Origin of the sequence: Virgibacillus sp. JSM 102003, assembly GCF_041949995.1 — a bacterium.
Taxonomy (GTDB): Bacteria; Bacillota; Bacilli; order Bacillales; family Amphibacillaceae; genus Lentibacillus.
In genome coordinates this window covers 94,970-107,957 of record NZ_JBHFQH010000009.1, presented here as the reverse complement: position 1 = coordinate 107,957, position 12,988 = coordinate 94,970, and the positions used below count along the sequence as shown (strand labels likewise).

General features: G+C 42.5%; 12 protein-coding genes. All 12 read left to right on the top strand.

Annotated elements, in window-relative coordinates; translation table 11 throughout:
• Positions 1-98 precede the first annotated feature (98 nt).
• Positions 99-590 (top strand): 5-(carboxyamino)imidazole ribonucleotide mutase, encoded by a 492-nt coding sequence (gene purE / locus ACE1TG_RS11585; RefSeq protein ID WP_375052615.1) that lies wholly within the window; start codon positions 99-101, stop codon positions 588-590.
• The gene (purK, locus tag ACE1TG_RS11580) at positions 577-1,707 is read left to right on the top strand and encodes a 5-(carboxyamino)imidazole ribonucleotide synthase (protein WP_375052548.1); all 1,131 of its coding nucleotides are present in this window, start codon (positions 577-579) and stop codon (positions 1,705-1,707) included. Before purE ends, purK begins: the two co-directional genes overlap by 14 nt.
• Entirely contained in the window at positions 1,704-3,005 is a 1,302-nt protein-coding gene (gene purB / locus ACE1TG_RS11575; RefSeq protein ID WP_375052547.1) for an adenylosuccinate lyase, read from the top strand. Before purK ends, purB begins: the two co-directional genes overlap by 4 nt.
• Positions 3,005-3,718 (top strand): phosphoribosylaminoimidazolesuccinocarboxamide synthase, encoded by a 714-nt coding sequence (purC, locus tag ACE1TG_RS11570; RefSeq protein WP_375052614.1) that lies wholly within the window; start codon positions 3,005-3,007, stop codon positions 3,716-3,718. Before purB ends, purC begins: the two co-directional genes overlap by 1 nt.
• On the top strand, positions 3,715-3,966 hold the full coding sequence (gene purS / locus ACE1TG_RS11565; RefSeq protein WP_375052546.1) for a phosphoribosylformylglycinamidine synthase subunit PurS: 252 nt from the start codon (positions 3,715-3,717) through the stop codon (positions 3,964-3,966). Before purC ends, purS begins: the two co-directional genes overlap by 4 nt.
• Positions 3,963-4,646, top strand: coding sequence for a phosphoribosylformylglycinamidine synthase subunit PurQ (purQ, locus tag ACE1TG_RS11560; RefSeq protein ID WP_375052545.1), 684 nt, complete (start codon positions 3,963-3,965; stop codon positions 4,644-4,646). The genes purS and purQ overlap by 4 nt, the downstream gene beginning before the upstream one ends.
• Positions 4,630-6,858: a phosphoribosylformylglycinamidine synthase subunit PurL gene (gene purL, locus ACE1TG_RS11555; protein WP_375052544.1), complete on the top strand. Its 2,229-nt coding sequence runs from the start codon at positions 4,630-4,632 to the stop codon at positions 6,856-6,858. The genes purQ and purL overlap by 17 nt, the downstream gene beginning before the upstream one ends.
• Positions 6,834-8,243 carry an amidophosphoribosyltransferase gene (purF, locus tag ACE1TG_RS11550; protein ID WP_375052543.1) on the top strand — a complete coding sequence of 470 codons (1,410 nt, stop codon included), beginning with the start codon at positions 6,834-6,836 and terminating at the stop codon, positions 8,241-8,243. The genes purL and purF overlap by 25 nt, the downstream gene beginning before the upstream one ends.
• A 27-nt stretch (positions 8,244-8,270) precedes the next feature.
• Positions 8,271-9,290, top strand: coding sequence for a phosphoribosylformylglycinamidine cyclo-ligase (gene purM, locus ACE1TG_RS11545; RefSeq protein ID WP_375052542.1), 1,020 nt, complete (start codon positions 8,271-8,273; stop codon positions 9,288-9,290).
• The gene (purN, locus tag ACE1TG_RS11540; protein WP_375052541.1) at positions 9,287-9,844 is read left to right on the top strand and encodes a phosphoribosylglycinamide formyltransferase; all 558 of its coding nucleotides are present in this window, start codon (positions 9,287-9,289) and stop codon (positions 9,842-9,844) included. The genes purM and purN overlap by 4 nt, the downstream gene beginning before the upstream one ends.
• Before the next feature lie 348 nt (positions 9,845-10,192).
• Positions 10,193-11,716 (top strand): bifunctional phosphoribosylaminoimidazolecarboxamide formyltransferase/IMP cyclohydrolase, encoded by a 1,524-nt coding sequence (gene purH / locus ACE1TG_RS11535; RefSeq protein WP_375052540.1) that lies wholly within the window; start codon positions 10,193-10,195, stop codon positions 11,714-11,716.
• A gap of 18 nt (positions 11,717-11,734) precedes the next feature.
• Positions 11,735-12,982: a phosphoribosylamine--glycine ligase gene (gene purD, locus ACE1TG_RS11530; protein ID WP_375052539.1), complete on the top strand. Its 1,248-nt coding sequence runs from the start codon at positions 11,735-11,737 to the stop codon at positions 12,980-12,982.
• Positions 12,983-12,988: the final 6 nt, after the last annotated feature.

Genomic DNA, 12,988 nt, shown 5'->3' with positions numbered 1-12,988 from the left:
TCCGTTTTAAGATGTCGTGAAAAAAGTCTATTCATCTTCTCTCAAGTTTTTGAGGGAGAGGAATAGACTTTTTTATTTAACAGGGAGAGAGGGATTTGATGGTTCAAGTTGGAGTGATAATGGGAAGTATATCAGATTGGCAAACAATGCAGCATGCCTGCGATATGTTGAGTAAGCTTGACATTCCATATGAGAAGGACGTGATTTCTGCCCATCGCACGCCAGATGAAATGTTTACGTATGCCAAATCCGCACGCGAACGTGGTTTGAAAGTGATCATTGCTGGAGCAGGTGGTGCAGCGCATTTACCTGGCATGATAGCAGCTCAAACGACGTTACCTGTTATTGGAGTTCCAATCCAAAGTAAAGCACTAAATGGGCTGGATTCTCTCCTTTCTATCGTGCAGATGCCTGGCGGGGTGCCAACTGCAACGGTTGCGATTGGCAATTCAGGTGCGAAAAACGCAGGAATTATTGCTGCCCAAATTATTGGGTCTTTTGAAGAAAAAGTAGCGGAAAGACTGGAGTTATATCGTAAAGAATTACAGGCAAATGTAGCAGAAATGAGGGAAGATCTTGCAAAAGAATAATCTAATCCTCCCACCCCAAACAATCGGAATTATTGGCGGAGGGCAGCTTGGGCGTATGATGGCAATTGCTGCAAAATATATGGGATATAAAATTGCGGTCCTTGATCCGACACCAAACTGTCCGACTGCTCAGGTAGCAGATCAGCAAATTACGGCGCCCTACGATGATATGAATGGTATTAAGAAGTTATCAGAATTAAGTGATGTTGTGACATATGAATTTGAAAATGTTGATCTTGTTGCTGCGGGACATATCGAGCAGCAAGGTAAGCTGCCACAAGGATCATACCCTTTGGAAGTCACTCAAAACCGTGAAAAAGAAAAAACAATTATGAAAGATGCAAACTTGCCAGTACCTGATTTTTCAATAGTGTCAAATGGTGAAGATGCGAATAAAGCTTTGAAAACTATGACATTTCCAGCAGTAATTAAAACTTGCAGCGGCGGTTATGATGGCAAAGGACAACTTAAACTAAATTCAACAGACGATATTCCAGCGGCTTGTGAATTTGCTGATCAAAATAGTACATGCATTATCGAACAGTGGATACCGTTTGATAAAGAAATTTCAGTCGTTTTCACTCGTACAAAGTCAGGTGATATTACTTTTTTCCCAATTGCAGAGAATAAGCATCAAGATCACATTTTATATCAAACAACGGTCCCAGCGTTAATTAGTGAAACCGTTAATGAAAAAGCTGTTAATGCTGCAAAAGTACTTGCAGAAAAAATGAACATCGTCGGTACATTTGCGCTTGAAATGTTCGTTAAGAGTGAAGAAATTTTTCTAAATGAAATGGCACCCAGACCGCATAATTCTGGACACTACACGATTGAAGCATGTAATATTTCGCAATTTCAGCAGCATATTCGAGCAATTTGCGGGTTGGGCTTAATGCCAATTACATTGCTGCAACCTGCTGGAATGGTAAATATTCTTGGTGACGATATGAATGATGTTTTACGAATGTTGCCTGGACTGGATAACGGCTTTGTTCATTTGTACGGTAAAGAAGCCGTAAAGGCCAAACGTAAAATGGGGCACATTACGTTTATTGCAAAAACACAGGAAGACATCCGTGCAAGACTTACTGCATACGAGGAGGCAAAACAATGATTGAACGTTATACGCGAGAAGAAATGGGTGTAATCTGGAAAGAAGAAAATAGGTTCAACGCATGGCTTGAGGTAGAAATTTTAGCATGTGAAGCCTGGAGTGAGTTAGGGGTTATTCCAGCGGAAGATGTGAAAAAGATTCGCCAACATGCATCATTTAACCTTGAACGAATTTATGAAATTGAACAGGAGACGCGACATGATGTGGTTGCATTTACGCGTGCAGTGTCAGAAACGCTTGGTGATGAACGCAAATGGGTCCATTACGGCTTAACCTCTACAGATGTAGTCGATACGGCATTATCCTATCAATTAAAACAAGCAAATGAAATCATCCGAAAAGACCTTCATGCATTTATTGAAATACTGAAAAATAAAGCTATCGAACATAAACATACGGTCATGATGGGAAGAACACATGGCGTCCACGCTGAGCCTACAACATTTGGCTTGAAATTGGCTCTTTGGTATGAGGAGATGACACGGAATTTGGAGCGCTTTGAAATGGCTGCAAAAGGCGTGGAGTTCGGGAAGCTTTCAGGCGCAGTTGGAACGTATGCAAATATTGATCCATTCGTTGAACAGTATGTCTGTGAAAAACTTGGGCTGACTCCAGCACCTGTCTCAACGCAGACATTACAGCGTGATCGGCATGCTGCATATGTATCTGCACTCACGCTTGCTGCAACTTCTATCGAGAAATTTGCCACTGAAATCCGTGGACTGCAAAAGACAGAAACACGCGAGGTTGAAGAATTCTTTGCTAAAGGCCAAAAGGGATCTTCCGCAATGCCTCATAAACGGAACCCAATTGGATCGGAAAACATGACCGGGATGGCCAGGGTATTACGTGGTCAAATGGTAACAGCATTCGAAAATGTTTCATTATGGCATGAACGTGATATTTCCCATTCTTCAGCAGAACGCGTTATTTTACCAGATGCAACAATCACTTTGAACTATATGCTGAATCGCTTCTCCAACATTGTTAAAAAGCTAACCGTTTTCCCGGAAAACATGAAGCGGAACATCGATAAAACACATGGCGTTATTTTTTCACAGCGTGTGCTCCTGGCATTAATTGAAAAAGGTATGGCTCGTGAAGCTGCTTATGACATTGTACAGCCAAAGGCAATGCATGCATGGGAGACTGAAACTCATTTTAAACAGTTGGTTGAGGCTGACGAACAGATTAACACGAAGTTGTCACAAGCTGAAATCGACGATTGTTTTGACTATACGTACCATCTTAAAAATGTGGATGCAATTTTTAATCGAATCGGTCTTGAGGTGAAATGATGAAAGCTGATTTGTTATACGAGGGAAAAGCAAAGCGTGTCTACCAGGCAAAGGATAAACCAGGGCAACTAGTGCTAGCTTATAAAAACGATGCAACAGCTTTTAATGGTGAGAAGAAGGCATCGTTTACAGGCAAAGGGCAATTGAACAATGATATATCGTCACTTATCTTTCCACTTCTTCATGACAAAAATATTCAGACTCATTTTATTGAAAGATTAAGTGAAACAGAACAGCTTGTCCATCAAACAGAAATCATTCCATTGGAAGTTGTTGTACGTAACCTGGCAACAGGAAGCATTACAAAGCGTCTTGGAATTGAAGAAGGAACAGCGTTTAACCCACCGATTATCGAACTTTTTTATAAAGATGACGCATTGGGTGACCCGTTAATTAATGATGAGCATGCGCTTTTCTTAAATAATGTCACACCCAGTGAATTACAGGAAATTAAAGAGAAAGCATTGGAAATAAACAAGCAGTTAACTGCAGTATTCAAGGAAATAGATGTTGAATTGATAGATTTTAAACTTGAATTTGGGCGCTTAGCAAGTGGCTGTATTGTGCTTGCAGATGAAATCTCGCCAGACACATGCAGGCTTTGGGATAGTACTACACATGAAAAATTGGATAAGGATGTATTTCGTCAAGGTACTGGTGATTTGCTCGAAGTTTATCAGGAAATTTATCAGCGATTGGAGGCAAAATCATGAAAAAAGTTACGGTGCACGTTACGTTAAAACAAGGTGTGCTTGACCCTCAGGGAAAGGCAATTCAAACATCGTTACATTCATTAGGGTTTCCGGAAGTAGAAGAAGCCCGGGTAGGTAAGTACATTGAATTGACCATGGACGACGATGCTGATATTGAAGCACGTGTCAAAGCAATGTGTGACAAACTTTTGGCAAATCCGGTAATTGAAGATTATCGCTTTAACGTGGAGGAGGCTGTCCAATCGTGAAGTTTGCTGTAATCGTTTTTCCGGGTTCTAATTGTGATTGTGATATGTATCATGCTGCAAAAGATGTTCTGAAAGAAGATGCTGATTTAGTCTGGTATGAAAATAGCAATCTCGAAAACTATGACGGAGTTCTTTTACCTGGTGGTTTTTCGTATGGAGACTACCTTCGCTCAGGTGCGGTTGCTTCTACGTCAAATGTGATGCAGCAGATTAAAGCACATGCTGAAAAAGGCAAACCGGTTTTAGGCGTATGTAATGGATTCCAAATTTTACTCGAAGCAGGGCTTTTGCCAGGTGCAATGCTCCGCAACAAGAATCTGGCATTCATGTGCCATCAGGAGCCATTGGTTGTGGCGAACAATAAAACACAGTTTACTACGGGATATGGTAAGGGAGAAATTGTTCGATTTCCAATTGCTCATGGTGAAGGAAACTATTTTTGCGATGAACAAACATTAGCCGATTTAAAAGCAAATGATCAAATCGTCTTTACGTACGAAAATAATCCAAATGGCTCGGTTGAAGATATTGCCGGGATTATCAATAAACAAGGCAATGTCCTTGGCATGATGCCACATCCGGAACGGGCCGTTGAAGAGCTGCTTGGCAGTGATGATGGACTTAGATTATTTCAGTCAGTAGTCAAAAATTGGAGGGAATCCTATGTTGTTAACAGGTGAAATCAGCCCGGAGAAAATCGAACAGGAAAAGTTATACCTGGATATGGGGTTAAGTGACCAAGAGTATGACATGGTAAAAAATATTTTGAAACGTAGACCGAACTTTACCGAGACTGGAATATTTTCTGTCATGTGGTCTGAACATTGCAGCTATAAAACGTCAAAGCCACTATTAAGTAAATTTCCAACTAAAGGTCCACATGTTCTGCAGGGACCTGGTGAAGGTGCTGGCGTTATAGATATCGGGGATAATCAGGCGGTTGTTTTTAAAATCGAAAGTCATAATCACCCGTCAGCAGTTGAACCATACCAAGGTGCTGCCACTGGAGTTGGCGGTATTATCCGGGATGTTTTCTCGATGGGAGCGCGGCCGATTGCTTTGATGAACTCATTGCGCTTTGGAAACCTGACAACAGATCGTGTGAGGTATCTGTTCCAGGAAGTCGTTCATGGCATCGCGGGTTATGGCAACTGTGTCGGTGTACCAACAGTTGGTGGAGAGGTACAGTTTGATGATAGCTATGAGGATAACCCGCTTGTAAATGCCATGTGTATCGGATTGATAAATCATGATGAAATTCAGAAAGGTATCGCAGCAGGTGTTGGGAATACAGTGATTTATGCTGGAGCAGCAACAGGAAGAGACGGCATCCATGGCGCGACATTTGCTTCAGGTGACTTAGCTGAGGATTCGGATCAAGATCGTCCGGCAGTACAGGTTGGCGATCCGTTTATGGAAAAGTTATTAATTGAGGCTTGCCTGGAAGTTATTCATTCTGATGCATTGGTAGGAATGCAGGATATGGGAGCGGCAGGACTCACATCGTCGGCAAGCGAAATGGCGAGTAAGGCTGGTACTGGATTGGAAATGAATTTGGACCTTGTACCACAGCGCGAGCAAAATATGAATGCATATGAATTAATGCTTTCTGAATCCCAGGAACGGATGCTGCTTGTTGTGAAACAGGGACGTGAACAGGAGATTATTGATATATTCGAAAAATACGGACTTGAGGCAACTGCAGTTGGTGAGGTTATCAAGGAAAAGGTGTTTCGCCTTACACAGCATGGCTCACTTGTTGCAGATATTCCTGTTGATGCACTTGCAGAGGAAGCTCCAGTTTATCAGATGCCATCAAAGGAAGCGGCATATGTGAAAGCATTTCAGGAAATGGAAAACGAAATTCCCGTAGTCGATAATCATGCCGAAATGCTAAAACGACTTCTGCAGCAGCTTACTATCGCAAGCAAAGAATCTGTATATGACCAATATGACTCAATGGTTCAAACGAATACAGTTGTAACGCCAGGATCGGATGCAGCAGTTGTACGTATTAAAGGGGCAGATAAAGCCTTAGCCATTACGACCGATTGTAATTCCCGTTATATTTACCTGGATCCAGAAACTGGCGGGAAAATTGCCGTTGCAGAGGCGACGCGGAACTTAGTTTGTTCAGGAGCACGGCCACTGGGTTTAACGGATGGTTTAAATTTTGGGAACCCAACTAATCCGGAAGTCTTTTGGCAAATGGAAAAGAGTGTTGAGGGGATGAGTGAAGCTTCTCGCATTCTTGATACACCAGTTATAAGCGGCAATGTATCATTATATAACCAGTCAAAAGGAAATTCAATTTTTCCGACGCCAGTCGTTGGGATGGTCGGGTTAATCGAATCGCTTGATCATCTGACGCCAAGCTTTTTTCAGGAAGCTGGGGATGTTATTTATTTAATTGGTGAAACAAAGGCTGAGTTTGGCGGCAGTGAGCTGCAGAATATTATCCAAGGAAAATACGAAGGGAAAGCGCCATCGATTGATTTAAAAATAGAAGCGGAACGTCAGAAGCAGTTGCTGCAAGCCATCCGTCAGGGCGTTGTTCAATCAGCCCATGATTTAGCTGAAGGCGGATTAGGCGTAGCGTTAGCTGAAGGTACTTTTAACGGAAAAGGACTCGGAGTAGATGTGAAAGTCTCCGGAAATCCAACTGCTGCATTATTCAGCGAGTCACAATCGAGATTTCTTGTAACGGTCAAAGCTGAAGATAAAGAGCAGTTTGAAAACATAATTGATCATGCAACAGAGATTGGCTTTGTAACGGGTAATAATGATTTTTTTGTCCGGACCAATGACAGGGTTGTTATTGAGGAAGATGCTAGAGCACTTCACGAATTATGGAAAGGAGCTATTCCATGCTTGCTGAAATCAAAGGCATAAACGAAGAATGCGGTGTATTTGGAATTTGGGGTCATGAAAAGGCAGCAGAACTTACGTATTATGGACTGCATTCGATGCAGCATCGCGGACAGGAAGGTGCCGGGATTGTTGTAAATGATGGCATGGAATTAAAAGCCCATAAAGGATTAGGTTTAGTCAATGACGTGTTTAAGCATGCGAATTTTTCCGAACTGACAGGGAGTGTGGCTGTTGGGCATGTTCGTTACTCCACGCAAGGTGGAAAGGGACTCGAAAATGTCCAGCCATTACTGTTCCGTTCGCAGACAGGGAGTATGGCTTTAGCACATAATGGGAATCTCATGAACGAACAAAAACTGCGAGGAGAGCTTGAGGACGAGGGGAGTATTTTACAGACTTCTTCCGATACAGAAGTACTTGCTCATCTAATTAGACGGAACGGTATGGAAACGAATGAGGAATCTATCTCCAGCGCACTTAATAAAGTTGTTGGAGCATATGCTTATTTAATTTTAAAAGAAGATAAAATGTTTGCCGCGCTTGACCCAAGTGGCATCAGGCCTTTATCGATTGGAAAACTTGGGGACGCTTACGTTGTTGCATCTGAAACCTGCGCATTCGACCAAATTGGCGCTACTTTTGTCCGTGAGGTTTTACCAGGGGAACTCGTAACAATCAGTGAAAAAGGGATTGAATCAACACGTTTTGCAATGCGTGAGCAGCGTAGAATGTGTGCGATGGAGTATGTTTATTTATCAAGACCAGACAGTGACTTAAATGAAGTGAATGTTCATGCTTCCAGAAAACGGATGGGAATGGAGCTTGCCAAGGAATCTCCTGCAGAGGCGGATATGGTAATTGGTGTTCCGGATTCCAGTATTTCTGCTGCGATTGGTTTTGCAGAAGAAAGCGGACTTCCTTATGAGATGGGGATTATTAAAAACCGTTATGTTGGAAGAACGTTTATCCAGCCTTCTCAGGAGCTGCGTGAACAAGGTGTGAAAATGAAGCTTGCACCAGTACGTGGAATTGTCGAAGGAAAACGGATTGTGATGATAGATGATTCAATTGTTCGGGGAACGACAAGCAGGCGAATTGTTCAAATGCTAAAAGACGCCGGTGCCAAAGAAGTTCACGTCCGGATTGCCTCACCCTCTATTCAAAATCCATGCTATTACGGTATTGACATGTCAACACGAAAAGAGTTAATTGCAGCGAACAACTCCATTGATGAAATTTGCGAAATAATTGGTGCTGAAAGTGTTTCTTATTTATCGATTGATGGATTGGAAAAAGCAATCATAAAGGACAAAACACTTCATCAAGGAATTTGTGCTGCATGTATGACAGGGAACTATCCTGTAAAAGAAAACGGACAAACTGAAATTTCTTATACGAGATCTTAACAATTTTTACTGGAGGATGTGTCAAACATGTCAAACGTTTATAAAAATGCCGGTGTAGATGTTGATAAGGGGTATGAAGCTGTTGAACGAATGAAAAAGCATGTAGCCAGAACGTCCCGGCCTGAAGTACTGGGCGGAATTGGCTCGTTTGCGGGTTTGTTTGAGCTATCCTCATTCAATTACAAAGAGCCTGTTATGGTTTCTGGGACAGATGGCGTTGGAACCAAGCTGAAACTGGCCTTCCAATTAGGAAAGCATGATACAGTTGGCGAAGATCTTGTCGCTATGTGTGTCAATGACATCGTTGCACAAGGTGCCCAGCCATTATTTTTCCTCGATTATATAGCATGTGGCAAAAACAACCCCGAAATGATTGAGCAAATCGTTGCAGGGATTTCCAATGGGTGTGTTGATGCAGGTGCAGCGTTAATTGGTGGTGAGACTGCTGAAATGCCTGGTATGTATAGTGATGATGAATATGACCTGGCCGGGTTTACAGTAGGTATCGCCGAAAAATCTCGTTTAATTACAGGGGACGAAATTAAGGCTGGTGATGCTGTTATCGGCTTAGCTTCAAGTGGAATTCACTCGAATGGCTATTCATTAGTACGAAAACTGGTAGAGGATCTTGATTTAACGAAAACATATGAAGGACTGTTAGAGCCACTCGGAGAGGCACTATTAACCCCTACCAGGATTTATGCAAAGGCCGTTTCTGCTGTTATGAAGGAGGTTTCAATCAAAGGAATCTCACATATTACAGGTGGAGGATTTTATGAAAACCTGCCACGCATGTTGCCTGAAGGACATGGAGTTGAGATTAATCATTCAAGCTGGCAACGTCCCGCGATATTTTCTTTTTTACAAAAGCAGGGAGATATCCCCGAGGAGGATATGTACAGCGTATTTAACATGGGAATTGGGATGGCAATCGTCATTGCCCAGGAAGATGTTGATGACGTATTAAATTGCTTACAGGAACAAGGGGAAACAGCCTCCGTTATAGGGAAGGTTACATCAAACGAAGGAGTGCATTTTACATCATGAAAAAAATAAGGGCGGCTGTATTCGCATCAGGTGCCGGCAGTAATTTTCAAGCAATCATGGAAAACGATCTCCTGTGTGAAGTTGCGCTTCTCGTTTGTGACAAACCTGGTGCCCGTGTACTTGAGAAAGCGGAGAAGTTTGGTGTCCCGACCTTCGTTTTTGATTCAAAGGAATATGCGTCAAAATCAGATTACGAGAAGGAGCTGGTTCATAGGCTGCAGCAAGCAGATATCTCATGGATATTTTTAGCAGGGTACATGCGAATTGCCGGACCAACGCTATTAAACGCCTATGAAAATAAGATAATTAATATTCATCCGTCATTGTTACCGGAATTCCCAGGTAAAGATGCAATTGGGCAAGCTTTTAAGGCAGGTGTCAGCACTACTGGTGTGACCGTTCACTATATAGATGACGGAATTGATACTGGACCAGTAATTGCACAGGAATCGATAGAAGTTTTCAGCGATGATACAGCGGAAACGTTGAAAGAGCGAATCCAGCAGGTGGAGCATAGATTGTATCCGGTAGTTATCAATCGGCTGATGAAGTGAGGATGTAAACTCGAGCGACAGGGGCTGGAACTCGAGCGAGCAGCACGGAAACTCGAGCGAGCAGCACGGAAACTCGAGCGAGCAGCGGCGGAACTCGAGCGAGCAGCACCGAAACTCGAGCGAGCAGCACTGGAACACGAGCGAGCAGCACTAGAACTCGAGCGAGCAGCAGGGAAACTCGAGCGAGCAGCACTGGAACACGAGCGAGCAGCACCGAAACTCGAGCGAGCAGCACCGAAACTCGAGCGAGCAGCACTGGAACACGAGCGAGCATCACGGAAACTCGAGCGAGCATCTAACCGACCAACCGCAACAAACACAATATCCAAATAGTGAGGAGTATTCCACATGAAAAAACGAGCACTAATAAGCGTTTCTGACAAAGCTAACATTATCGAGTTTGCCGAAGGACTTGTTGAATTAGGTTATGAAATTATCTCAACAGGCGGTACGCTGAATAAATTAACTGAAGCAGGTGTTCAAGCTATCGCAGTAGAAGATGTAACAGGTTTTCCGGAAATGCTTGGTGGCCGTGTGAAAACATTGCATCCAAAAATTCATGCGGGGTTACTGGCAAAACGCGATAATACTGAACATCAGAAGCAGCTTGCAGAAAGTGGCATTCATCCAATAGATATGGTAGTTGTTAACCTATATCCATTTAAACAAACGTTTGATCAATTGGATGTAACGGAAGAAGAAATCATTGAAAACATTGATATTGGGGGTCCTACAATGTTACGTGCAGCGGCAAAAAGTTTTGCTGATGTAACGGTTGTTGTCGATCCAGCTGACTACAACAGCATTTTGGGCTCATTACAGGAAAATAGTCTAAACAAATCGGAACGGAAAAAGCTTGCTGCAAAAGTATTTCGCCACACAGCGCAATATGATTCAATGATTGCCAGTTATTTTACTGAGGATGCTTTTCCTGAGAACTATACCGTAACATATGAAAAAGCACAGACCTTACGTTATGGAGAAAACCCACATCAAACTGCCGCATTTTATCAAAATCCAACTGAAACCACAATGAGTCTGGCTTCAGCAAAACAGTTGCATGGAAAAGAACTTTCCTATAATAATATTCAGGATGCAAACGCAGCTCTTGAAATAATCGCTGAATATGGAAGCCCAACTGCAGTAGCAGTGAAACACATGAATCCATGTGGAATTGGTGTTGCTGAAGGAATAAATCAGGCATTTTCTAAGGCATATGAAGCTGATTCTGTTTCGATCTTTGGCGGGATTGTTGCTTGCAACCGTAAAATTGATGTTGAGTTAGCGACTAAATTGAGTGAAATTTTTCTGGAAATTGTTATTGCACCGGAATTTACTGAAGAAGCGTTAGCTATTTTAACGAAAAAGAAAAATATAAGATTGCTTGAAATGGTAATGGTTAATGAGCAGTCAACTTATCACAAGCTGACAACGGTAAAAGGCGGCTTGTTAATTCAGCGTAATGATGACGCAGAAGTCGATCGAAAGGACCTTACATTTCCAACGGATAAAAAACCTTCTGAAGATGAAATCAAGGATCTGTTATTTGCCTGGAAAGCCGTAAAGCATGTGAAATCGAATGCTATTGTTCTGGCAAAAGGAATGCAGACGGTTGGTGTTGGTGCGGGGCAAATGAATCGTGTAGGGGCTGCAGGTATTGCGCTAGAACAGGCTGAAGAGAAGGCAAAAGGTGCAGTACTGGCATCAGATGCATTTTTCCCAATGCCAGACACGGTTGAGATAGCTGCGAAGGCTGGTATATCAGCAATTATTCAGCCAGGTGGATCTAAACGTGACCAGGACTCGATTGATATGTGTAATAAGTACGGAATTTCCATGGTATATACGGGGATACGGCATTTTAAACATTAAACTTGAAGGGTGTTCTGAATGAATATATTAGTTGTCGGACGAGGTGGACGTGAACATAGTATCGTAATGAATCTAGCCCAATGCAATACTGCTAACCAGTTATATGCGGCACCAGGTAATGGAGGAATTGCCAAAATGGCCACATGTGTGGAGATTTCAGAAATGGACATCGATCGTTTAGTTGAATTTGCTAAAGAAAACACTATTGACCTAACGATTGTCGGACCAGAGAATCCATTACTGGCAGGGATTGCTAATCGGTTTCAGGAAGAAAATCTAACTATTTTTGCCCCGACAAAGGAAGCAGCTTTATTAGAAGGCAGTAAGCGTTTTGCGAAGTCATTTATGCAAAAATATGACATTCCAACAGCTGAGCATGCTAGCTTCACCGATGCGGATGATGCCAAGAAATATATTGAAGTAAAAGGTGCCCCGATTGTAATTAAAGCGGATGGACTTGCAGCTGGCAAGGGGGTTGTTGTTGCTGAAACCAAACAGGAAGCAAATGAAACTGTAGACGATATGCTGGTCAACAAGGCTTTTGCTGATGCGGGCGCTACAATAGTAATTGAAGAATGCTTAATCGGAAAAGAATTTTCGCTAATGGCTTTTGTTCATGAAAATAACGTGTACCCGATGATTCCGGCCCGTGACCATAAACGTGCTTATGACGATGACCAAGGTCCGAACACAGGAGGCATGGGCGCTTATGCCCCAGTTCCGGATATCTCCCAGGAAACCCTAGATTATACAGTTGATAAAATTCTTCAAAAGACCGCCGAGGGTCTATTGAATGAAGGACGACCATTTACAGGAATTTTATATGCAGGACTGATAATGACAGATAATGGCCCGAAAGTAATCGAGTTCAACACCCGCTTTGGTGATCCTGAAACGCAAGTAGTTCTGCCGTTGCTGACAAATAATCTTCTGCAAGTATTCCAGGATGTAATGAATGGGATTAATCCAGCTCTCGAATGGGAAGGGAAGTGCTGTGCCGGAGTAGTGGTTGCAGCAAAAGGCTATCCTGCTTCATATGAAAAAGGCATTCCGTTATCAGGATTAAAGCCATATGGTGATGAATTTGTCGTCCATGCTGGAACAAGACAGGCAGACTCAGGATTTGTTTCCGATGGTGGAAGAGTTCTATTGGTTGGTGCAAAAGGCTCGACTTTATCGAGAGCAGTAGAAGACTCATATAAATGTTTGGATACTCTTGCCTTATCGGATGAATTTTTTTACCGAAGAGATATCGGAAAAAAATAAAAAATG

Bases quoted from the DNA above. Each gene is read 5' to 3' on its own strand.
- purB (WP_375052547.1), top strand. From the start codon at position 1,704: ATGATTGAACGTTATACGCGAGAAGAAATGGGTGTAATCTGGAAAGAA.
- purS (WP_375052546.1), top strand. From the start codon at position 3,715: ATGAAAAAAGTTACGGTGCACGTTACGTTAAAACAAGGTGTGCTTGAC.
- purL (WP_375052544.1), top strand. From the start codon at position 4,630: ATGTTGTTAACAGGTGAAATCAGCCCGGAGAAAATCGAACAGGAAAAG.
- purM (WP_375052542.1), top strand. From the start codon at position 8,271: ATGTCAAACGTTTATAAAAATGCCGGTGTAGATGTTGATAAGGGGTAT.
- purF (WP_375052543.1), top strand. From the start codon at position 6,834: ATGCTTGCTGAAATCAAAGGCATAAACGAAGAATGCGGTGTATTTGGA.
- purC (WP_375052614.1), top strand. From the start codon at position 3,005: ATGAAAGCTGATTTGTTATACGAGGGAAAAGCAAAGCGTGTCTACCAG.
- purN (WP_375052541.1), top strand. From the start codon at position 9,287: ATGAAAAAAATAAGGGCGGCTGTATTCGCATCAGGTGCCGGCAGTAAT.
- purH (WP_375052540.1), top strand. From the start codon at position 10,193: ATGAAAAAACGAGCACTAATAAGCGTTTCTGACAAAGCTAACATTATC.
- purE (WP_375052615.1), top strand. From the start codon at position 99: ATGGTTCAAGTTGGAGTGATAATGGGAAGTATATCAGATTGGCAAACA.
- purD (WP_375052539.1), top strand. From the start codon at position 11,735: ATGAATATATTAGTTGTCGGACGAGGTGGACGTGAACATAGTATCGTA.